Origin of the sequence: Cyanobium sp. Maggiore-St4-Cus (assembly GCF_024345615.1) — a bacterium.
Taxonomy (GTDB): Bacteria; Cyanobacteriota; Cyanobacteriia; order PCC-6307; family Cyanobiaceae; genus Cyanobium_A; species Cyanobium_A usitatum.
The window spans coordinates 1-21,084 of the sequence record NZ_JAGQBL010000013.1; the positions used below are offsets into that span (position 1 = coordinate 1).

The window sequence follows — 21,084 nt, forward strand, 5'->3', positions numbered from 1 at the left end:
GGGTAGAGATGGGGCCCGGCGAGATATCGTTTGGTGCTGATCAGAACTGTCGACTTATTGAAGGTCGTAGAGGTCATCTTTCTGGAGCTGTGGGCTCGGAACCTGCGGTGATCATGTTGATCCAGGTGGCCTCGAATCCGTTCGGAGTTGTTTGAGAGGGGTTGATCAAGATCGATAGAACCTAGGGATGTTCTGGAAGGCCAAGTTCGCCCTCGGTGCTGGGATCTTTGATGTATCACCTCCCCTCCGCTGCCCCTGCTTCTTTGATCAGCCGCTGAAGCCTGTCCAGCAGCGACTCATTACTCATGCGGTTGTTAAGGCGCTCTGCCAGTAAGGGGAAGGCCAGCGGGCCGGGCCGGGCGGTGCGCTCCAGCTGCAAACTGCATCGCTGCAGCCGCTGCAAGGCCAGGGTGATCCGGGGCAGATCCAGCTGGTCGGTGAGCACTTCCGATCTGGCCTGGGCTAGGAGGCGGTTGGCAGGTTCATGGCGGCTGAACACATCAAAAAGCAGGGCGGCACTGATCTGCAGTTGACCGCCGGATTTGGACTGGCCGGGGTAGCCGTTCAGCACCAAGCCGCTGATCTGGGCAATGGCGCGGAAACGCCTCCGGCATAGCTCTGAGAGGTTGATTGCTTGCTCCAAGTCGTCCTTGAGATTGGTGGCGTCGAGCAGTTCTTCGGCGTGTAGCTCAAATAACTCTTCAAATGGATAGTTTTTTGGCGCTAGCAGTTCAAAGCCGTAGTCGTTTACCGACACCGTGATCGTGCTGGGCTGGTGGCGGGCCAGGCGCCAGGCCCAGAGAAAACCCAGGCCCTCGTGTACAAAGCGCCCATCAAATGGATAGGCATAGAGGTGGCTGCCCTCACGGCTGTTACACACCTCCACCAGTAATTCGTGTTGCCTTGGCAGCCTTGAGAGCTGCACCTGGCGCTGAAGCAGGGGCTCCAGGGCCATAAGTTCGGGGCTATCGAGCTTGGCTTCCCCCGCCAGGGCGCGGGCGCAACGATCCACTTCGGCGCGCAGGTGCTGGCTGAGCAGGTCGGAAAGGGCCATCTGGCCGCCAGACCAGGCGGGCACGGTGCTGCTCTTTTTGGAGCTGGCCTTCACCTGGGCCGTCATCTCCCGCAGCCGCACGAATTCCAGTTGACGGCCGGCAAAGAAGAACACATCGCCGGCCTTGAGCCGGCCGATGAAGGCCTCTTCCACATGGCCGAGCACGGCGCCGCGCACAAAGCGCACCGTGACGGCCCGGTCGGCGGTGATGGTGCCGATGTGCAGGCGATGCATTCGGGCAATGGTCTTTTCCTTCACCAGATAGAGATCGCCATCGCGCTCGAGCTTGCGGTAGCGCGGATAGGCACCAAGGCAGTCGCCGCCGTGCTCGAGGAAGCGCAGGCACCACTGCCAGTCGCTATCGCTGAGCTGGCGGTAGCTCCAGGCGGTGCGGACCGTTGCCAGTGCCTGATCCGGCTCAAAGCCTGGGCCGCAGGCCAGGCTGGTGAGGTGCTGGAGCAGCACGTCGATCGGTGCCGTCGGTGGTCGGCGCGCCTCCACCAGCCCCTCGCTCAGGCCCCGACGCAGGGCGCTCAGCTCCAGCAGCTCTAAGGCGTGGGTGGGCATGAACAACACCTGGGAGGTGCCGCCGGGGAGGTGGGCGCTGCGGCCAGCTCGCTGCAGCAGCCGGGCCACATTTTTGGCAGAGCCGATCTGCACCACCCGCTCCACCGGCTGGAAATCCACGCCCAGATCGAGGGAGCTGGTGCACACAACCCAGCGCAGGGCTCCTGCTTTCACCCCGGCTTCGATCGCTTCGCGCTCGGCCCGGTCGATGGCGCTGTGGTGCAGGGCTAGGGCGCCCTCCATTTCCGGGCATGCGTAGCGGAGGCACTGGTGCCAGCGCTCGGCCTGGTTGCGGGTGTTGGTGAACAGCAGGGTGGAGACGCCGGGCTCCAGGGCCGCCACCAGATCCTCATAGCGCCGCAACCCGAGGTGGCCGGCCCAGGGAAAGCCGTCGATCGACTCGGGCAGCAGGCTGCGGATCTCCGTGGCCCGGGCAATCGGTGCGGTGATCAGGCGGGGTTCGCTGGCGGCACCCAGGGCGCTGCGGGCGGCCTCTTCGAGATTGCCGATCGTGGCGCTGATCGCCCAGGTGCGCAGGCTCGGCTGCTGGCTGCGCAGCCAGCTCAGGCAGAGCTCGGTTTGGCTGCCGCGTTTGCTGCCCATCAACTCGTGCCACTCATCCAGCACCACCGCCTGAAGGCTCGCAAATAGGGCAGGGGCCTTGGGATTGGCCAGCAGCAGGCTGAGCGATTCCGGCGTGGTGATCAGGATTTCGGGCGGGCTGCGCAGTTGCTTGCCGCGCTCGTAGCTGGAGGTGTCGCCATTGCGGATGCCCACCCGCAGCGGCCAGCCCATCGCCTCGATTGGCTGCTGGATCGCCAGGGCCAGATCCCGGCTCAGGGCCCGTAGGGGCGTGAGGTACAGCAGGCGCAAGCCGGCGCTGGGCTCGGCCAGCAGCTCGGCGATCGGACCCATTACGGCGGCATAGGTTTTGCCCGAGCCGGTGGGCACCTGGATCAGGCCGCTCTCGCCGGCCAGATAGGCCTGCCAGCACTGGCGCTGAAAGGGCAGGGGCGTCCAGCCCTGAAGCTCAAACCAGGCTTCGATCGGGGCCAGGAGTTTGCCGGCCCCTGATTGGCGACGGGGCTTCCGGCTCATGGCTGGGCTTCCAGTAGGGACAGGGCGCTGGCCAGGCTGTCGGCTTCTGCGGCTGGTTTGTCTTGGCGCCAGCGGGCGATGCGGGGGAAGCGCACGGCGATGCCGCTTTTGTGGCGGCTGGAGCGCTGCAGCCCCTCAAAGGCCAGCTCAAACACTTGCACCGGCTGCACTGCCCGCACCGGCCCGAAGCGCTCGCTGGTGTGGCTGCGGATCCAGCGATCCAGCGCCGTGATCTCGCCATCGTTGAGGCCGGAGTAGGCCTTGGCGAAACTCACCAACTCCCCCTCGGCGTTCCAGAGCCCAAAGGTGTAATCGGTGAACAGGTTGGCGCGGCGGCCACTGCCGGCCTGGGCGTAGATCAGCACCGCATCGAGCGTGTACGGGTCGCGCTTGTGCTTCCACCAGTGGCCCCGCTTGCGGCCGGCCAGGTAGGGCGAAGCGAGGTCCTTGAGCATCAGCCCTTCGGCGGCGGCGCTGGCGGCCTGCTGGCGCAAAGGCTCCAGCTGCTCCCAGGCCGTTAGGGGTAGGCGGGGGGATAGGCGCAGGAGCCCGGCTGCCGGGGTGGGTGTCGTTTCAGGCAGGCCTCGGATCAGTACTTCCAGGGCGGCGCGGCGCTGGCTCAGGGGCTTGGGGCGCCAGTCGTCCCCCCCCTGCTCAAGTAGGTCGTAGGCCATAAACACCGCCGGGCACTCCGCCAGCAGCTTGCGGCCCGGCGCCTTGCGGCCCAGGCGGCGCTGCAGCTGGGCGAAGGGGGCGGGCTGGTCGGAGCCTGCGGGCCACACCAGGATCTCGCCGTCGAGCACGGTGCCGTTGGCCAGGCACCCTGCCGCTGCGAGCAATTCGGGGAAGGCGGCACCTATTAATTCTTCGCCGCGGCTCCATAAAAAAACCTCGTTGGCGCGGCGGATCAGCTGGCCGCGGATGCCGTCGAACTTCCACTCCGCTTGCCAATCGCTGGCGGGGCCGGCCGGCTGCTGCTCCAAGGGCGATGCCAGGTAGAAGGGGTAGGGGCGGCTGGGCACCGCTTCGGCTCCATCGGCTGGGGCCAGCAGGGCGGTGAGGGCGGCAGCACTGGGCTTGAAGCCGCCCATCAGCCGGTGCTGCAGCTGCGCTTCCTCCAGCCCACTGAGGCGTGCCAGGGCGCGCACCACCAGCCCCTGGCCCACGCCCACCCGCAGGCCACCGGTGAGCAATTTGTTGGCTACCAGCAGTTCGGATCTGCTGAGGCCCCGCCAAAGCTGCCGCACCGCTTCTGCCTGCTCGCTGCCCTCCAGGGCGGCGGCGGCCGGCAGCAGCTGCTCCATCCAGGTGTGTAGGGAGTGCTGCAGGGGTTGGCTCGCCCCAGCGCCCACCTGGGCCCAGAGCAGGGTGATCGTTTCGGCCGAATCACCAACGTGGGCGTAGCAGTCGTCGAACAACCACTCCGGCAGGGGGGATTCCTCCAGGCAGATCTGGCGCAGCCTCCGCCCGGTGATCAGGCGCTTGCCCTGCTTGCCGAGCAGCACGTGCAGGGCCCAGGCGCCATCGGCGGCATCAACACCACTGAAGTAGGCGACGAGGGCATCCACTCGGGCCTGGGTGCCGCTGCTGGCATCGAGGGCGCTGTAGAGATCGGCGAAGCGACGCATGCCGGTCTCAGCCCGCCAGCGGTTCGGCGCTGATGCCTTCCACCTCGCTCAGGTAGCGGGCCAGGCCGTCGCTGTTGCCGTGGGTCACGTACACCTGGCGGGCGCCGCTCTGCTTGACGCTCTGGATCAGGCCGGGCCAGTCGGCGTGGTCGCTCATCACAAAGCCCCGTTCATAGCCGCGGCGGCGGCGGGCACCGCGCACGGCCATCCAGCCGCTTACAAACCCCGTCTGCGGCAGCTTGAACCGCTTCATCCACACCGAGCGGTGCGCTGAGGGCGGCGCGATCACCAGGCGGCCCGCCAGCGATTCCCCCTTGGCAACCGAGCTCACTGGCAGGGTGGGCGGCAGCCGCACCCCCGCCTCCCGGTAGGCCGGCATCAGGGCCTCCACGGCGCCGTGCAACAGGATCTCATCTTTGACGCCGATGGCGGCTAGCTCCGCCAGCAGCCGCTGGGCCTTGCCGAAGGCATAGGCAAACAGGATCGAAGGGCGCTCCGGCGCCGCCTGCCACCAGCTCAGGATCTCGCCGGCCACCTCGGCGCCGTTCTGCCAGCGGTAGATCGGCAGGCCGAAGGTGGCCTCAGTAATAAATACGTCTGCCTGCACCGGCTCAAACGGGGAGCAGCTTGGGTCGGCGCAGCGCTTGTAATCGCCGCTCACCAGCCAGCTCTCACTGCCCGCCTCCAGTCGGATCTGGGCGCTGCCCAGCACATGCCCCGCGCTGTGAAACGACACCCTGGCCTCACCAATGCGATGGGCGGCGCCGTAGTCGACCGGGATCAGGTTGATCGTGGCCCCCAGGCGTTGCCGCAGGATCGCTTCGCTGGCGCCCACCGCCCAATATTCGCCGCAGCCGGGCCGGGCGTGGTCGGCGTGGGCGTGGGTGATCAGGGCCCGGGGTACCGGCCCCACAGGGTCTATCCAGGCCGCCGCCGCCCGGCAGTAGAGCCCCTGGGGGGTGTGCTCCAGCAGGCTGCCGGTGGGGAGGGGCATGGGTAAGCGGTTATTAGGTTTCGTCCCAGAGGGTCTGCAGCGACCAGGGGCCGCCCTCCAGCAGCCAGAACGAGCCATCCACCAGGCGGCGCTGCTGATCCAGTGAGGCGATCAGCTCGAGATCGGCTGGTGTGAGTGTGATCTCAGCTGCCGCCAGGTTTTCCAGCAGTCGCGCTGGGCGCACCGATTTGGGAATGGTGGAGATGCCGCTCTGCAGCTGCCAGGCGATCAGCACCTGGGCCGGGCTGCAGCCATGGGCGGCGGCGATCGCGCCGATCAATGGGTTTTCCAGCAGCACCGGTTCATCGGCGCCCTTCAGGGCGGCGGGCCGGTCCTGGGAGCCGAGCGGTGAGTAGGCGGTGAGGTGAACGCCCTCGGCCGCGCAGTCGGCCACCAGGGCAGGCTGCTGCAACAGGGGGTGCCGTTCCACCTGATTCACCTCCGGCCGGATCCGGCAGTGGGCCAGTAAATCGTGCAGCTTGCGGCTGGAGAAATTGCTCACCCCGATGTGGCGCGTGAGGCCCGCCTCCATGGCCGCTTCCATCCCCTCCCAGGTGGATTCGAGCGGCACCTGCGCCGGTGGCAGCAGGTCAGAGCCGCTGGTGGGAAAAGCCACGCCCGGCTTGATCGGCACCGGCCAGTGGATCAGGTAGAGATCAAGCCACGCCAGGCCCAGATCGGTGAGGCTGCGGCGCAGCGCCGCTGCGACGTTGTCGCGTCCATGGGCATTGCACCAGAGCTTGGAGGTGATCCACAGCTCCTCCCGCTTCACCTCGCCAGCTTCGATGGCGCCGCGGAGGGCCTCGCCCACCTCTGGCTCGTTGCCGTAAACGCTGGCACAGTCGATGTGGCGGTAGCCCAGCCGGATGGCCTCCCGCACCGCGGCCCCCACTTCCCCTGGAGCCGATTTCCAGGTGCCAAGCCCAAGCAGGGGCATGGCGTCGCCATTGACGAAGGTGGCGGTGCGCATGGACGGCGGATGGAGGGGCATGACCTAGGGCACCTTAGGTAGCGTTAAAAAGTGACTGGCCCATCAACACACGTCCGGCTGATCCCCGTCGTTGATGACCAGCGGCGCCGCGTTTAGCCAGGGGGTGTCCCACAGGCAGCAGCTGCGGCCCTGGCTGACCTGGTACTGGCTTGCTGGCTGCGTCTAGATCGTTGAGCTGTTTCGGCAGCATGTCTCTTGCCCAGCATCAAGGTGAATCAGGGTGTGGAACCACTGCCCGGCGGCGTTGCTGGCTAGGACACGAACAAACAGATCAGCAAGCGGTGGGGCCGAAGTTCCGGGATCTGAACCCTTCGAACATGCCAGTCTGTTTGTTGTGAAATACCGCTGCCGAACCAATAAAAAATGATATCTACTTCGACTTTTCTTTGCGCACCAACCAGAACATAACAGTCCAGAGCGTAGTGTTGAGGGTCAGTAGAGGTCGGATTTCACGAGGTGCAGTTGCTCCCCTGGCTCATCGCCTTGCTGACACTGGTGGTGGTGATTCTTTCCACACCAACGTTGGGTCGATACCTCTTCGACGTCTTTGACGACCGCCCTCAGCCGATCTGGGATCGCTGGCTGAATCCACTTGAGCAGCAGCTACTGCGCTGGATCGGTGAGCGTGGCACCAGGATCGATTCAGCCCTGGGGTATGCAGGGGCCTTGTTGATCAGCAATGTTTTATTTGCGGGCGTGGGCCTGCTGCTGTTGCTCAAGCAGCCTGCGTGGCTTAATCCCCTGGCCTGGCCAGGGCTGCGCTGGGACCTGGCCCTGCATACCGCCATTTCGTTTGTGGCCGGCGCTGATCAACAGCATCTTGTGCCAGAGCAGAGCCTGGGCAACCTGGCCCAGCTCGGGGCGATTCAGTTCCTGATGTTTGTGTCAGCCGGCACCGGAGTGGCCGTGGGGTTTGCATTCATCCGTGGCCTCACCGGCAGGCCTCTGGGAAATTACAACCGCGATCTGATCCGAGCTCACACAAGGGTGTTGATTCCGGGATCCGTCCTGTTGGCGGTTGCGCTGGTGATCTGCGGTGTGCCGATGACCCTAAGTGCGCCGGTTGAGATCACAACACTGGAAGGAAGCCGACAGTTGCTCGTGCGAGGACCGATCGCCCTATTTGAAGCGATCAAGCAACTCGGTGTTAATGGCGGCGGTTTTTTTATGGCCAACTCAAGCCATCCCTATGAAAATCCCAATCTGCTAAGCAACCTGATCTGTATTTGGGCGATGTTGATCATCCCAGCCGCCACGATCGATACGTTTGGTCGGTTCGCGGCGAACAGGCGCCAGAGCAACCTGCTGCTGGTGCTGGTTTTCGGCCTGCTGAGCGTGACTTGTGTACTCGCGATGTCGGCGGAACAGGCAGGTAATCCTTTACTGAGCAAATGGCTTGATGGGGTGAATCTGGAAGGCAAGGACCTGCGGTTTGGCGCTCAACTTTCGGCGTTTTGGACGATGCTTAGCACCGGCACGATGACTGGCTCCATGAACGGGTCAGTGGAGTCTTCGATGCCAGTCACAATTCTGCTGGCGATCTTCAACCTCCTCCTTCAAGTGCTGCTCGGAGGGCCGGGCATCGGCTTTGCCAACCTGATCGTTTTCATTCTGCTTTCTGTGTTTCTCACGGGGTTGATGGTTGGGCGCACCCCTGAATTTCTTGGCCGTAAGGTCGAAAGGTCGGAGGTGATCCTGGCAAGTGTTGTGCTGCTGATTCATCCGATCTTCGTGCTGATTCCCACGGCCTTCGCCTTGATCTCCGAAACCGTGCGCAGCACACTCAGCGGAGAGGGATCTCACGCCATCTCCCAGGTGGTCTACCAATTCGCCTCGGCGGCTTCCGCCAACGGCAGCACCATGGGCGGTATTACTGATTTCACGCCTTGGTGGAACGTAGCCTCGAGTTTGTCGATTCTGGGTGGTCGGTACTTGCCGATCCTGGCCCTGTTGGTGCTGGCCGATGGCTTTCGTCGTAAGCCAGCCGTGGCACCAAGCCCAGGATCCCTGCATACAGACACGGCCCTCTTCACTGGTGTGGTGGCTGTCGTGGTTGTGATACTCGGTGTACTCACCTTCTTTCCGGTGATGGCGCTCGGGCCGATTGCAGAAGCCCTCTCGTTCACTTCTTGAGCTGAGCCCATGACAACCTCGCTCCGATTTCAGTTTCCACGTATGCCGCGGGGGCCACGGGATCAGCGACACCATCTTGAGAAACCCCATCAGAAGGGCCTGCTGAAGCGGGCGCTGGTTGATGCCTTCGTGAAACTCGATCCCAGGTTGGCTATCCATAACCCTGTGATGTTTGTGGTGTGGATTGGTACGGCGGTGTGCCTGCTGCTCACGATTGAACCAAGCCTGTTCGATGCTCAAGCGAGCGGCCAGGAGAGGGGATTCAATGCCCTGATCAGCCTTACGCTGCTCGCCACCCTGTTGTTCTCCAACTTTGCCGAGGCGCTGGCGGAGGGTCGGGGTAAGGCTCAGGCAGATGCCCTGCGCAGCACCCAGGCCAGTACAAGGGCACGACGTCAGGCAGCGGACGGAACCATCGAACTGGTGGATTCCTCCGCGCTTCGGCGCGGAGATGTAGTTCTGGTTCAGGCCGGAGATGTAATCCCGGCGGATGGAGAAGTGGTGGCTGGGGTGGCTTCGGTTGATGAATCGGCCATCACTGGTGAATCGGCACCCGTTCTCAAGGAGGCCGGCTCGGATGTGGCTGGTTCCGTAACGGGCGGAACCAAAATCCTTTCCGATCAGCTCACGCTGCGCATCTCTTCGGATCCCGGCAAGGGTTTCATTGATCGCATGATTGCCCTGGTGGAAGGGGCGGAACGCACTAAGACACCGAATGAGATCGCCCTGACGGTGTTGCTGGCTGTGCTCACCCAGGTGTTCCTGATCAGTGTGGTCACGCTTTCGCCAGTGGCGGATTTTCTGGAGGAAGGACCTTCGGTGGTGATGCTGGTGGCCCTGCTGGTCGCGCTGATTCCCACAACCATCGGAGGTTTGCTGAGTGCAATCGGGATCGCCGGTATGGATCGTGTTGCCCAGTTCAATGTGATAGCCACATCAGGGCGTGCCGTGGAAGCCTGCGGAGACGTCAACACCCTCATCCTCGACAAGACAGGCACGATCACAATTGGCAATCGCTTGGCCGAAGAATTTCTGCCAGTGTCTGGCCGCACAGTGAATGAATTGGCCATGGTGGCGCTTGGCTCGAGCTGCTTTGACCAGACTCCGGAAGGCCGTTCGATTGTGCGACTCGCCGAGAAACTGGGGGCTGTTCTTCCGTTTGATCCTTCCAATGCCACGGCTATCGATTTCTCAGCTCGCACCCGCATGAGCGGCTGTGATACTCCGGATGGCCTTGAATTTCGCAAAGGTGCAGTCGACGCCGTGAAGGGCTTTGTGCGGTCGCGCGGCGGTGAACTGAGCGAAGAGCCCAGCCACCTGTTTGAACAGGTAGCTGGGCTCGGTGGCACACCCTTGGCGGTCTGCTGTGGCTCGGAGGTGTATGGCGTGATCTACCTCAAGGACATCATCAAACCGGGAATGCGCGAGCGCTTTGAGCAGCTTCGTCGCATGGGCATCCGAACGATGATGCTCACTGGTGATAACCCGATCACAGCGGCAGTGATTGCTCGGGAAGCCGGAGTGGACGATTTCATCGCCGAAGCCACGCCAGAGGACAAGATCGGTGTGATCGAGCGAGAACAGAAGCTTGGAAAACTAGTTGCGATGACAGGAGATGGTTCCAACGATGCACCTGCACTGGCTCAGGCCAATGTGGGAGTGGCAATGAATTCAGGTACCCAGGCGGCTAAGGAAGCCGCCAACATGGTGGACTTGGACAGTGATCCCACCAAGTTGATTGACATTGTGACTATCGGCAAACAATTGCTGATTACACGTGGTGCCTTGACAACATTTTCGATTTCCAATGATATTGCGAAGTATTTTGCGATTCTGCCTGCATTGTTTGCGAACCTGGGACTGGAAGCGCTGAATATCACTCATCTTGCCTCCTATCAATCAGCCATCCTCTCCACCATGATCTTCAATGCCCTAGTGATTCCGGCTTTGGTTCCACTAGCGCTGCGGGGCGTGGAGTTTCGCCCGATGAGTGCCGATCAGATGCTACGGCGAAACCTCCTTGTTTATGGGGTCGGCGGTGTTGTGACTCCGTTTGTCGGGATAAAGTTGATTGATATTGTCGTCGTCGGCCTTGCGCCTGGTCTGAGAGGAATCCTGTGAAGTCTCTTTTGCACGTGCGATTCTGGTTGCCGTGCCTGATTCTTGCAGGCACCTTAATCCTCGCTCCACAGATTGCTAGTTCGCAGCCGCCATTGCAAAGTCACGCCATGGCCTTTTTGCTCTGCGTCACGATAGCTATGTCTGGCTATCTGTTTGCTGTGATTGCCAATCCCGAGAAATTCTGATGTCATTCGCTGTTCAATTCCTGCGTGCAGCTCGTCTCACTCTGGTGCTCTGGCTGATCACTGTTGTGATCATCACGGTGCCGATGCTTGGTCTGGCGCGCCTGCTGGCCGGTGCTTCGGCTGAGGGCAGCTTGGTTTCTCGCCAAGGTGTTGTGGTTGGTTCGCGGCTGATCGGTCAACAGTTCAGCTCAGGGCGCTACCTGAACAGCAGGCCGATGGGAGAGACAAGTCTGGCTGCGGCCAACCCTCGGCTGCAGCAGCGTGTGGCAGCCGCTGCTGACGCCTGGCACCAGCTCGGGATAAGCAGGCCGGCGGCCGATCTGTTGCTGGCCTCAGCCTCGGGGGCCGACCCTCATATCAGCCTTGAGGCGGTAAGGGAGCAGTTGCCACGACTGGTTCAGGAGCGTGGAGTTACCCTCAGCCAACTGGAGGTCCTGCTAAAGCAGAACCAGGAAAGTCCGATCACGCTGCGCACCATCCGGCCGGTGGTGAATGTATTGGGTTTCAACTTGGCTCTCGATCGTTTGACCGCAGCATCCAGTGAGGGCCCCAAGGGATGAGCAGCAGCCCTCGCCGGCGTGGAAGGCACAAAATTTTCATAGGGATGGCTCCCGGGGTAGGTAAGACCTACCGCATGCTCCTTGAAGGCCGTTCGGCCCTCCGAGACGGTACTGATGTGATGGTGGGTCTGCTGGAAACCCACGGCCGCGTTGAAACGATCAGTGCCTCGGAAGGGCTGGAGCTGATTCCCCGCAAGCGCGTGCGCTACCAGGATGTTGATCTTGAAGAAATGAATGTTGAAGCAATTCTCGATCGCCAGCCCCAACTGGTGCTGGTGGATGAGCTTGCCCATACAAACGTTCCGGGGAGTCAGCGGGACAAACGCTGGGAAGATGTTGAGCTCCTGTTGCTATCAGGAATGGATGTCTATTCAACATTGAATATCCAGCATATTGAAAGCCTGAATGATGTAATTGCTCGGATTACGGGAGTTGTCGTACGCGAACGTGTTCCCAATCATGTCCTGGCTAATGCCGAGGAGGTGGTATTGGTCGACGTGACCCCTGAAACGCTTCAATCAAGGCTCAAGGATGGCAAGGTGTATGCCAGAGAGAAGGTCGACCAGGCACTCACTAATTTTTTTCAACGCCACCACCTAGTTTCGCTCAGGGAGCTCGCTTTGCGGCAGGTCGCCGATCGCGTTAATGATGAAGCTGCTGTTAAGCCAGTTCGAGAACGCATGATGGTGTGTTTGAAAGTGGCCCCTGGCGAGCAGAGCAAACGGCTGCTGCGCCGTGCTTCCCAACTTTCTTTGGCGATGGATGCTCAGTTGATCGCTCTCACGGTGCACGACCCGAGCCGTTTTCTAGGCAGGGAAGAATTGCTGTTGATGGAGCAATGTCAGCAGCTCTGCCTCGATGTAGGTGGGAGCTACCTTGAGGAGGAAAGTTCCGATGCTCTTGAGACGATCGCTCGATTTGCGCGGCAGAAGGCCGTCACACAGATTGTTCTCAGCCAGACAAGACGTTCTCGACGTCATGCGCTGTTCCGTCACTCCTTTCCGGAACAGCTGCAACAGCGACTGCAGGGTGAAAATGTTGATCTCTATCTAGTAGCAGCGGAGGAATCTGGACTTCAGCCTTGATCGAGATGGCAGCAGTTTGATGCAGCGGCCAGACCAGAGCCCTTGATCAACTGGCACAGTTGGCCAGGCGTTTCACCGCACTGTGGAGGGTCGGATCTGGCTCCGATGCGTCCGAGAGCAGACAGCTCATCGGCTCATGGCCAACATCTTTTCGATCGGTGCCAGGGCCCTAAGCCGCAGGGCCTCATCCATCACGATTTCTGGTTCCATTCGATCTAGGCACTGCCAGACTTTTTCCAGGGTGTTGAGCCGCATGTAGGGGCAGGCGTTGCAGCTGCAGCCGTCGGCGCCGGGCACCTCGAAAAAGGTCTTTTGGGGCAGCTTCAGCCGCATCTGGTGCAAGATTCCCGGCTCGGTGAGCACGATAAAGCTCTCTGCTGAGCTGGCTTCGGCGCGGTGCAGCAGCTTGCTGGTGGAGCCGATGAAATCCGCCAGATCAAGTAGATGCTGCTGGCATTCAGGGTGCGCCAGCACCTCAGCCGCTGGGTGCTCGAGCTTCAGGTGCAGCAGCGCCTGCTCGCTGAAGGTCTCATGCACGATGCAGCTGCCCGGCCAGAGGGTGAGCTGGCGGCCGCTCTGGCGCTGCACCCAGCGGCCCAGGTTTTGGTCGGGGGCAAACAGGATCGGCCGGTCGGCTGGCAGCTGCTTCACCAGATCCACGGCGTTACTGCTGGTGCAGATCAGGTCGCTGAGGGCTTTCACTGCCGCCGAGCAGTTGATGTAGCTCACGGCGATGTGGTCTGGATGCTCGGCGCGGAAGGCGGCAAACTCCTCGGCCGGGCAGGCATCCGCCAACGAGCAGCCGGCCTCCAGATCTGGCAGCAGCACGGTTTTGTCCGGGCTGAGGATCTTGGCGGTCTCCGCCATGAAGTGAACGCCGCAAAAAACGATCACCTCGGCGTCGGTGGCGGCGGCCTTGCGCGAGAGCTCCAGCGAGTCGCCGATGAAGTCGGCAATGTCCTGAACGGCTTCGTCTTGGTAGTAGTGCGCCAGGATCACAGCCTTGCGCTCCTGTTTTAGGGCGCTGATCGCGGCGGGCAGATCTTGCGGTGCGTGGTTCTTGGTGGCGGTGAAAACCAACCGGGGGCCTCAGCTGATGCAGGATGGCATGAGCCTAGGCAGCAGTGATGGCGGTATCCGGCGGGGGGAAAAGGCTCCGCATTGCCATCGCCGGAGATCTGCATGGTGAATGGGACCACAGCGACCATGCGCTACTGGACTGCCTGGCCCCCGATGCCCTGCTCGTGGTGGGCGACCTAAGCGATGGTCAGCAGCGGATTCCGGCCCTGCTGCGCCAACTGCCCATGCCAGTGGCCTGCATCCTTGGCAACCACGACACCGGCAAGGACGCTTCTGGGCGCACGCTGCAGCACCAGATCGACCTGCTGGGCGAGGTTCACTGCGGCTGGAAAATGCGAGCCCTGAGCCCGCCGGATCTGGCGGTGGTGGGGGGGCGGCCGGCTACCGCCGGTGGTGGTTTCAAGCTTTCTCGGGCGGCGCTGGCTGCCTTCGGCCCGGTGAGCTTGCAGGAGTCGGCCGATCGGATCACGGCCGCCGCCGCCATCGCACCCCCCGACTGGCCCCTGGTGTTGCTGAGCCATAGCGGACCCTCCGGCCTCGGCAGCGATGCCACCTCCCCCTGCGGCCGCGACTGGAAGCCACCCGCCTGCGACTGGGGTGATCTCGACCTAGCCCTGGCCATCCGCCAGATCCGCCTCAATCGACCGGTGCCCTTGGTGGTGTTTGGGCACATGCACCACGCCCTTAGGCGCGGCCAGGGGGATCGCCAAAGCTTCTGCCGCGACCGGGCCGGCACCTCCTACCTCAACACCGCCTGCGTTCCCCGCCACGGCACCGATGGCGCCGGCCAGTCCCTGCGTCACTTCAGCTGGGTGGAGCTGGTGGGCCAGGAGGTCGTGAGTGCCAGCCATCGCTGGTTTGGCCTTGGTGGTGAGCTGCTCTACGAAGAGCGCCTCTGGACTGCTCCCAAACCGGCCCCTAACCCGGCCCCCAACCCAGCTCCCGAACTGGCGCCGTGCTGATTTATGCCTGCGTCAGTGCCCATGGTTTTGGCCATGGCTCCCGCACCGCTTCCGTTTTAACCGCCCTGCATGGGCTGCGGCCCGACTGGCGCTTGGTGTTGTCCACGGCCCTACCTGAGGCCTTTCTGCGCTCCGCCCTGGGCCCCGTGCCCTTTGAACACCGCCCCTGTCGTTGGGACGTGGGCGTGGTGCAGGCCGATGCCCTAGGGGCCGACGCTGGGGCAACCCTGGCCGCCCTATCGGCCCTGGAAGCTGAGCTGCCCGCTCAGCTGGCGGCTGAGCAAGCCTGGCTGGCCGCCCAAGCGATGCCGCTGCTTGTGCTTGCAGACGTGCCCCCAGCGGCGGCGGCCTTGGCTCGAGGCCTCGGGGCGCCTCTGATCTGGCTGGCCAGCTTTGGCTGGGAGGCCATCTACGGGGCTATGGGTGCCGCTTTCAGCCCCTGGGCCGACCGTTGCCTGGCGGCCTACCGCCAGGGCGACCTGTTGCTGCGCTGCCCCCTGGCGATGCCGATCGACTGGGGCATCCCCGAGCTGTCGATTGGGCTCACCGCCGGTAGCCCCCGGCTTGAGCCGGGCAGCCTGGCCCGCCAGCTGCAGTTGCCGGAAGAGCGTGATCGTTGCGTGCTGGTGAGTTTTGGGGGGCTGGGCTACGACCTGGATCCGGAGTTGCTGCAGCTCTGGCCCGATCACGTGTTTGTTAGTCCCGATCCCCGTTTGGCTACAGCCGCCAACTGCCGCCTGCTGCCTGTCGGGGTGCGGCCGCTGGAGGTTTTGGGGCACTGCGCCCGCCTGATCACCAAGCCCGGATACAGCTCCTTTTGCGAGGCCTTGAGCGCTGGAGTGGGGGTGCACTTAGTGCATCGCGATGGTTTTGCCGAGGCGCCCGTGCTGGAGGCGGCTTTGGTGCGCCACGGTTGGCACCGGCTACTCAGCCAGGACCAGGCCCGCCAGGGCGATTGGCAGCTCGACCAGCCTTTGCAGCCTCCCACTGGTGAGCCATTGGCTGGCAATGGTGCGGCGCAGGCGGCCGAGGCGCTGGCAGCTTTTGTAGCGGGCCGTTCGTTTTAGTCAAAAATTCAGGTGCAATTCGCCTGGGTCACAGTGATCTGAACCGTTCGCTGTAGTTATTGACACTGGTAGACACCTGTGTGATTGGCACTAACTCCATCGTGTCTGGGTGGATTGATAGGCAAATTGGCACGAACAAATCTTTTCTACGCATTTCAAGATTTGGCCGCCTGCAGGCGGTCTGCCGTTTGATCCGCTCCGGTATGACCTTGCCCAGCACCTTTTTTCGACCCGCCCTGGCCTTGGCTGTAGGCCTGGGCACCCTTTCCCTGACGGCTCCGATGGCCGAGGCCTCTGAGCTGCTCCAAGCCTCTGGGACCTCTCAGCCCAGCTTCCCCACGGCTCTGGCCCTGCCCCTGCCCCCACCGCCGGTGCGGATCTTCGCGATCACGGCTGAGCGCCGCGCCCTGCTCAACACCATTCGCTACGCCGAAGGCACCTGGGCCGATGGCGACGACATCGGTTACCGGATCATGTTTGGTGGCGGCCTGATGCCCTCCCTGGAGCGCCATCCCGACCGGGTGGTTCGCACTGCCCGCTATGCCAGTGCCGCGGCGGGTGCTTACCAGTTCATGCCCTTCACTTGGACCATGGTTTCGCGGTCCTTGGGAATCGCGGCCTTTGGCCCCCAGGTCCAAGACCAGGGCGCCATCTACCTAATCCAGCGTCGTGGTGCCCTGGCCCTGGCTGATCAAGGCGTGTTCTCGCCGCTGCTGGCGGCCAAATTGGCCCCCGAGTGGGCCAGCTTCCCGACCCTCGCCGGCCGCAGCTTCTACGGCCAGCCGGTGAAGCGCTTCCACGACCTCAAGCGCTTCTACGACGACAACCTCAGCCGTCTGCGCGATCAGCAGACCCTGGTAACAGCCAAAGTTGAAACCAAGCCCGCCTGCGCGCCTGCGGGCTCCCTGCGCTGTCAGCTCGAGGGGCTTGAAAAGCTGGGACCGCGCAGCCGCAGTCAAAATCCCGGCTGAAAGTTCTAACCCTGATCGGCATCTTTGAGCCTGGCCTTACCCACGGTGGCTCCGGCGATTAGGTAGGCGCCAAGAGCTGCCCCGAGGAAGGCCAGGGTATTGCGGGCAACCGGCAGCAGGTCGTTGGTGCGGGTCAGGATCGGGCCCAGCCCTAGGGCGCCAAACAGGATCAGCCACAAAGGTGAGAGCAGCAGCACCCAGGCCCACTCCACCTTGCGACCCTCTTTGCGCGGGTAGGAAGCGAAGCCCGCCACCAGGCCGCCGAGCATGGAAGTGGAGAGGGTGAGCAGCCACTGCTCGCGTGGCAGGCCCGGCACCACCTGGCAACCACCCCGCTCCAAACAAATCTCCACCGCTGCTAGGGCATCGACAATGGCGGCGTCCTGGCCGTTGTCGCGCACGTAGTACTGGTTGCCGAAGCGGGTCTGCAGCTCCACCCAATAGGTGCGGGGCATCAGGGCAAACAGGGCATCACCCACGTTGAAGTTGAGCAGGTTGCCGCCGCGCTCATCGGCCACCAGCAGCAGGCTGCGTTCGTCGAGGTTCCAGAAGTCCTTCACCGCCTGGCCGGGGGTGCGGTCGTACTGGGTGAGCACCCGCAGTTTCCAGCCGGTATCGGCCTCGAAGCGAGTGAGATTTTCTTCCAGGCTGATGCGTTGACCATCGGTGAGGGCCTTGGCCAGGTCGATCACCGGGGTGGGGTGGTCGGGTAGGAGGTCGGGGTTGTCGTAGGCCTGGGCCGGCGCGATGCCCACTCCCAGCCAGCAGGCCAACACCAGCAACAGCGACACCAGCGCAGGCAGCACGGCGTTCCAAGCGCGACCCATTCACCAGCCTCAGCGAAGATGCATTCTCCCTGAGCAGGCGTCTGAGCGTGAGCTTGCCCCCCTGGCTGTTGCAGCGCTTCGAGGCCGTCGGCGGGGCGGTGCCTTTCCGCACCTACATGGAATGGGTGTTGCACGATCCGTTGCACGGCGCCTATGGGGCTGGCCGGCTGCGCATCGGCCCGGCGGGTGATTTCGCCACCGCTCCCTCCCTCGGTCCCGATTTCGCCGCCCTGCTGGCACCCCAGCTGGCCGAGTGGCTCACTGCTCTGGCGGCCGGTCCCGGGCCCCTGGCCCTGGTTGAGGCAGGGCCAGGCGAGGGCAGCTTGGCTCTGCAATTGGCCCAGGCCCTGGTGGCTGGCTGGCCCCAGCTGGCGCAGCGCCTGGAGCTGGTGCTGGTGGAGCCCAACGAGGGCATGGCGGCCCGTCAGCGAGCCCTGCTGCAGGACTGCCCCCTGCCCTGTCGCTGGGCCAGCTTCGCCGAGCTGGCGGCATCACCGCTGCGCGGTGTGGTGCTCGCCCATGAGGTGCTCGATGCCCTGGCGGTGGAGCGGATCGAGTGGGACGGGGCGCTCTGGCGCCAGCAAATGGTGGCGCTGCACGAGGGCCCTGGGGCGGAGCTCTCGCTGCGGCTGGAGCCCGGCGGGCCCTTGGAGCCGGCAGCTGCCGCCCAACTCGAGCCCCTCGGACTCCTGCCCCCATCGCCCCAGCGCCCTTCCGGCTGGTGCAGCGAGCTGCACCCGGGCCTGGCCCCCTGGCTTGGCGAGTGCGCCGCAGCCGTGGCCGAGGGCCAGCTGCTGGTGATCGACTACGCCTTGGAGGCCTGGCGCTACTACGCCCCCCAGCGCTCTGGCGGCACCTTGATGGCTTATCGGGGCCAGCAGGCCAGCGGCGATCCGCTGCTGGAGCCAGGCGCCTGGGATCTCACCGCCCATTTGTGTGTTGAGAGCGTCGATGTCGCCGCCGCCGCCAGCGGCTGGCTGCCCCTGGGCCAGTGCCGCCAGGGTCAGGCCCTGCTCGCCCTGGGCTTGGCCGAGCGGCTGCACGGGCTGCAGCAGGAGGCCCCGGCTGAGCTGGCCACAGTGCTGGCCAGGCGCGAGGCCCTGCTGCGGCTGGTGGATCCGGTGGCTCTGGGGGATTTCCGCTGGCTGGCCTACGGCCGGGGTGTGGCCCCAGTGCTGCCCAGCTTCAGCCGGGAGCCGGGATCGCTGCCTCCAGCCACTGGTTGAGGGCTTGGGGCTGCTGGGTGGGACTGCTGGTGATTTCGATGATTCGCCCGCTGGCGGCCGGGGTTTCCAGGGCCTCGAGGCACACCCGGGCCACCAGGCGGCGGGGCAGGCTGCTGCTCTCCTGCTGGTTGGGGCCGGAAAAAACCACCTCCTCCCTTTCGCTGCGGCTGTCGTCCTCGCTGAGGCCGCCGGGGCGCACCACGGTCCAGTCGAGTCCGCTTTCTTCAAGCCAGCGCTCGCCCAGGCGTTTCCACACCAGGATTAAGCCAAACAGGTTTAGGGGGTGCTGCCAGCGACCGGCGCAGAGCGAACTCACCAGCACCACCCGCTTCAGACCCACCGCCTGGCAGGCGCGGATCTGGTCGCGCACACCGAAGGCATCCACCTTGAGGGGGCCGGCCAGATCGACTGATGGCCGGGCGCCAGTGGCGATCACCAGGGAGTCACAGCCGCTCAGGGCGGCGTGCAAGGCCTCGGTGGCATTGAGATCCAGACGCCGCACATCCAGCTGCCCTTGCTGCTCTGCTGCGGCTAGGGCCGCTGGAAGCACCGAGCCGGGCCGCACGATCGCCCGCACCGCCAGGCCCCGCTTCAAGGCTTCATCCACCACCCGCCAACCGGTTTTTCCGGATGCTCCCGTCACTGCCACCAGGCTCATTGCTGCATCTCAGCCATCACAGCCCCATGTTGCTCGTTTGGGGGATTGGCTGGCAGCAGGCTGCGCTTCAGCCGGGTGGGGCCAGGGGCGGGCAGACGCGCAAGCTGAAGTCACAGCTCCAGATGGTGGCCTTTTGCCAGCTCAGGGGAATTTCCAGCAGGTCCCTCGGGCCCGTGATCCCCTGGGCCAGAAAGATCAGGGTCGCCAGGGCGTTGGCGCTGAGGTGCAGGCGCCGCCAGCGCAGTTGGCGCAGGATCTCCGGACGGGCCGCTAGGGAGAAGAGCAGCAAGCCGGTGAGCCCCATGCCGCCCCAGAAATGGGATTGCCAGAAGGCTGGATCGAGGGGGTTGTCGCTGAGCCGCCAGATTTCAGGCTGCATGCCCAGGCCGATCACCCCGATCCAGCAGAGCAGGGCAAAGCTGGCCCGGTAGCTGGCTTGCCGCACCCGCCACAGAGCTACCAGGGCCAGCACGCTGCCAGCCAGCACGAGCAGCAGCAGGGAGCTGCGCATGGCGTCGAGCTGGCTGGGCTTCTGGGTGAGGATCACCACCGCGTAGGCAAGCAGCTGGATGGCCACCACCGAGCTGGTGAGCCAGCGCCCCAAGGCGGTGTGTTCGCTGCCGGAGCTTGCCGGCGCCTTGCCTGGGTTAAGGCGGCGCCGTCGGGTCTGGAGGGCCAGCTGCAAGACAGCGCCCAGCAGGGGAAAAACCAGGGCTACAGCAAGGGCGGGGTGTAGCAGCCAGAGCCAGTCAACGCTGGTCATCGTTTTGGAGGCTGAAGGGATCCGATGCCTAAACCCTAATCAGCCCAGCTGGCTGCCTACGGTGCACTTGATAGCAAAACGTTGTGGCAGGGCCAATCATTCGCGCCAGTGGGTTGAGCAAGACCTACCGAATCAGCGAGAAGCAGCCTGGCCTGGCAGGCACAATTCAGCATCTGCTGCGGCGGCGCCATCGCGATGTGCTGGCGGTGGATGGAATCAGCTTCACGATCGAGCCGGGCGAGATCGTTGGCTTCCTGGGCCCCAATGGTGCCGGTAAGACCACCACTTTGAAGATGCTCACCGGCCTGATCCACCCCAGCGGCGGCGAGCTGGAGGTGGCAGGTCACCAGCCCTTTCGGCGTCAGGCCCGCTTCTTGCGCCAGATCACCCTGGTGATGGGCAACCGCCAGCAGCTGATCTGGGACCTGCCGGCCCTCGATTCGCTGCGGGTTAATGCCGCGGTCTACGGCATTGCGGAGGCGGAGGCCCAGCGGCGCATAGGCCAACTCGCCGAGATGCTGGAGCTGGGCCAGGAGCTGCGGCGACCGATGCGCAAGCTTTCCCTGGGCCAGCGGATGAAGGCCGAACTGCTGGCGGCCCTGCTGCACGAGCCGGCGGTGTTGTTTCTCGATGAGCCCACCCTGGGTCTGGATGTGAATGCCCAGGCGCGGGTGCGGGATTTCCTCGCCGACTACAACCGCCGCACCGGCGCCACCGTGCTGCTCACCAGCCATTACATGGGTGACATCACCGCCCTCTGCCCGCGGGTGCTGCTGATCCACCAGGGCCAGCTCTTCCACGATGGCTCCCTGGCCGATCTCACCCAGCGGTTGGCCCCCTGCCGCCAGGTGCGGCTGGAGCTTGCCGACCTCCACCCACCGGAGGCCTTTGCCGGTTTCGGCCAGCTCGAGGCCCATCAGGGCCACCTGGTGCGGCTGCTGGTGCCGCGGGCCCAGCTCGCCGAGCAGGTGGCGGCGCTGCTGGAGCGCTTTGCGGTGGTGGATCTGGAGGTGAGTGATCCGCCGGTGGAGGAGCTGATCGGCGGTTTGTTTCGCCAGCGTGATTCAAACTCCGAGGCTTCCCAGTGAGCTGGGCCTGGCGGGTGGCGCGGGCG

At 64.0% G+C, this 21,084-nt stretch carries 17 protein-coding genes; 9 read left to right on the forward strand and 8 right to left on the reverse strand.

What is annotated here, in order from left to right:
• Positions 1-235 precede the first annotated feature (235 nt).
• The 4 genes from KBY99_RS11780 to KBY99_RS11795 are packed head-to-tail and all read right to left on the reverse strand — an operon-like array spanning position 236 to position 6,332.
• Positions 236-2,719 (reverse strand): ligase-associated DNA damage response DEXH box helicase, encoded by a 2,484-nt coding sequence (locus KBY99_RS11780; protein WP_254999232.1) that lies wholly within the window; start codon positions 2,717-2,719, stop codon positions 236-238.
• Positions 2,716-4,347 carry an ATP-dependent DNA ligase gene (locus KBY99_RS11785; RefSeq protein WP_254999233.1) on the reverse strand — a complete coding sequence of 544 codons (1,632 nt, stop codon included), beginning with the start codon at positions 4,345-4,347 and terminating at the stop codon, positions 2,716-2,718. Before KBY99_RS11785 ends, KBY99_RS11780 begins: the two co-directional genes overlap by 4 nt.
• 7 nt (positions 4,348-4,354) lie before the next feature.
• On the reverse strand, positions 4,355-5,341 hold the full coding sequence (locus tag KBY99_RS11790; protein ID WP_254999234.1) for a ligase-associated DNA damage response exonuclease: 987 nt from the start codon (positions 5,339-5,341) through the stop codon (positions 4,355-4,357).
• A gap of 13 nt (positions 5,342-5,354) precedes the next feature.
• Positions 5,355-6,332: an aldo/keto reductase gene (locus KBY99_RS11795; protein ID WP_254999236.1), complete on the reverse strand. Its 978-nt coding sequence runs from the start codon at positions 6,330-6,332 to the stop codon at positions 5,355-5,357.
• 456 nt (positions 6,333-6,788) lie between these two features.
• Between KBY99_RS11795 and kdpA the strand changes: the two genes are divergently transcribed.
• The 4 genes from kdpA to KBY99_RS11815 all read left to right on the forward strand — a co-directional run bounded on the left by kdpA (position 6,789) and on the right by KBY99_RS11815 (position 12,416).
• Entirely contained in the window at positions 6,789-8,465 is a 1,677-nt protein-coding gene (kdpA, locus tag KBY99_RS11800; protein WP_254999237.1) for a potassium-transporting ATPase subunit KdpA, read from the forward strand.
• A 9-nt stretch (positions 8,466-8,474) separates the two neighbouring features.
• A complete protein-coding gene (kdpB, locus tag KBY99_RS11805; protein ID WP_254999238.1) occupies positions 8,475-10,586 on the forward strand; it encodes a potassium-transporting ATPase subunit KdpB in 2,112 nt (703 codons plus the stop codon).
• Between the two features lie 184 nt (positions 10,587-10,770).
• A complete protein-coding gene (locus tag KBY99_RS11810) occupies positions 10,771-11,331 on the forward strand; it encodes a potassium-transporting ATPase subunit C (RefSeq protein ID WP_254999240.1) in 561 nt (186 codons plus the stop codon).
• Complete coding sequence (locus KBY99_RS11815; protein ID WP_254999241.1) at positions 11,328-12,416, forward strand: sensor histidine kinase KdpD; 1,089 nt, start codon at positions 11,328-11,330, stop codon at positions 12,414-12,416. Before KBY99_RS11810 ends, KBY99_RS11815 begins: the two co-directional genes overlap by 4 nt.
• Positions 12,417-12,542: 126 nt before the next feature.
• Here KBY99_RS11815 and nadA read toward each other — a convergent pair whose 3' ends face one another.
• The gene (gene nadA / locus KBY99_RS11820) at positions 12,543-13,496 is read right to left on the reverse strand and encodes a quinolinate synthase NadA (RefSeq protein ID WP_254999242.1); all 954 of its coding nucleotides are present in this window, start codon (positions 13,494-13,496) and stop codon (positions 12,543-12,545) included.
• Positions 13,497-13,543: 47 nt separating this feature from the next.
• Here nadA and KBY99_RS11825 point away from each other — a divergent pair, with 47 nt between their 5' ends.
• The 3 genes from KBY99_RS11825 to KBY99_RS11835 all read left to right on the forward strand — a co-directional run bounded on the left by KBY99_RS11825 (position 13,544) and on the right by KBY99_RS11835 (position 16,496).
• Positions 13,544-14,458, forward strand: coding sequence for a TIGR04168 family protein (locus KBY99_RS11825; protein ID WP_254999243.1), 915 nt, complete (start codon positions 13,544-13,546; stop codon positions 14,456-14,458).
• Positions 14,452-15,525: a hypothetical protein gene (locus KBY99_RS11830; protein ID WP_254999244.1), complete on the forward strand. Its 1,074-nt coding sequence runs from the start codon at positions 14,452-14,454 to the stop codon at positions 15,523-15,525. Before KBY99_RS11825 ends, KBY99_RS11830 begins: the two co-directional genes overlap by 7 nt.
• 203 nt (positions 15,526-15,728) lie before the next feature.
• Positions 15,729-16,496: a glycoside hydrolase family 104 protein gene (locus KBY99_RS11835; protein ID WP_254999246.1), complete on the forward strand. Its 768-nt coding sequence runs from the start codon at positions 15,729-15,731 to the stop codon at positions 16,494-16,496.
• A 5-nt stretch (positions 16,497-16,501) separates the two neighbouring features.
• Here KBY99_RS11835 and KBY99_RS11840 read toward each other — a convergent pair whose 3' ends face one another.
• Positions 16,502-17,323, reverse strand: a complete 822-nt coding sequence (locus tag KBY99_RS11840; protein ID WP_106501610.1) for a TPM domain-containing protein — start codon at positions 17,321-17,323, stop codon at positions 16,502-16,504.
• Positions 17,324-17,370: 47 nt separating this feature from the next.
• On the opposite strand from KBY99_RS11840, the gene KBY99_RS11845 reads away from it, so the two are divergent.
• Complete coding sequence (locus KBY99_RS11845) at positions 17,371-18,549, forward strand: class I SAM-dependent methyltransferase (RefSeq protein WP_254999248.1); 1,179 nt, start codon at positions 17,371-17,373, stop codon at positions 18,547-18,549.
• Here KBY99_RS11845 and KBY99_RS11850 read toward each other — a convergent pair.
• Positions 18,509-19,207: an SDR family oxidoreductase gene (locus tag KBY99_RS11850; RefSeq protein WP_254999251.1), complete on the reverse strand. Its 699-nt coding sequence runs from the start codon at positions 19,205-19,207 to the stop codon at positions 18,509-18,511. The two genes, KBY99_RS11845 and KBY99_RS11850, sit on opposite strands and share 41 nt — an antisense overlap.
• Before the next feature lie 67 nt (positions 19,208-19,274).
• On the reverse strand, positions 19,275-19,970 hold the full coding sequence (locus tag KBY99_RS11855) for a DUF4079 domain-containing protein (RefSeq protein WP_254999253.1): 696 nt from the start codon (positions 19,968-19,970) through the stop codon (positions 19,275-19,277).
• A gap of 95 nt (positions 19,971-20,065) precedes the next feature.
• On the opposite strand from KBY99_RS11855, the gene KBY99_RS11860 reads away from it, so the two are divergent.
• On the forward strand, positions 20,066-21,058 hold the full coding sequence (locus KBY99_RS11860) for an ATP-binding cassette domain-containing protein (RefSeq protein WP_254999337.1): 993 nt from the start codon (positions 20,066-20,068) through the stop codon (positions 21,056-21,058).
• The last annotated feature ends 26 nt before the right edge of the window (positions 21,059-21,084 follow it).

Bases quoted from the DNA above. Each gene is read 5' to 3' on its own strand.
- KBY99_RS11780 (WP_254999232.1), bottom strand. From the start codon at position 2,719: ATGAGCCGGAAGCCCCGTCGCCAATCAGGGGCCGGCAAACTCCTGGCC.
- KBY99_RS11785 (WP_254999233.1), bottom strand. From the start codon at position 4,347: ATGCGTCGCTTCGCCGATCTCTACAGCGCCCTCGATGCCAGCAGCGGC.
- KBY99_RS11790 (WP_254999234.1), bottom strand. From the start codon at position 5,341: ATGCCCCTCCCCACCGGCAGCCTGCTGGAGCACACCCCCCAGGGGCTC.
- KBY99_RS11795 (WP_254999236.1), bottom strand. From the start codon at position 6,332: ATGCCCCTCCATCCGCCGTCCATGCGCACCGCCACCTTCGTCAATGGC.
- kdpB (WP_254999238.1), top strand. From the start codon at position 8,475: ATGACAACCTCGCTCCGATTTCAGTTTCCACGTATGCCGCGGGGGCCA.
- KBY99_RS11810 (WP_254999240.1), top strand. From the start codon at position 10,771: ATGTCATTCGCTGTTCAATTCCTGCGTGCAGCTCGTCTCACTCTGGTG.
- KBY99_RS11815 (WP_254999241.1), top strand. From the start codon at position 11,328: ATGAGCAGCAGCCCTCGCCGGCGTGGAAGGCACAAAATTTTCATAGGG.
- KBY99_RS11825 (WP_254999243.1), top strand. From the start codon at position 13,544: ATGGCGGTATCCGGCGGGGGGAAAAGGCTCCGCATTGCCATCGCCGGA.
- KBY99_RS11835 (WP_254999246.1), top strand. From the start codon at position 15,729: ATGACCTTGCCCAGCACCTTTTTTCGACCCGCCCTGGCCTTGGCTGTA.
- KBY99_RS11840 (WP_106501610.1), bottom strand. From the start codon at position 17,323: ATGGGTCGCGCTTGGAACGCCGTGCTGCCTGCGCTGGTGTCGCTGTTG.
- KBY99_RS11850 (WP_254999251.1), bottom strand. From the start codon at position 19,207: ATGAGCCTGGTGGCAGTGACGGGAGCATCCGGAAAAACCGGTTGGCGG.
- KBY99_RS11855 (WP_254999253.1), bottom strand. From the start codon at position 19,970: ATGACCAGCGTTGACTGGCTCTGGCTGCTACACCCCGCCCTTGCTGTA.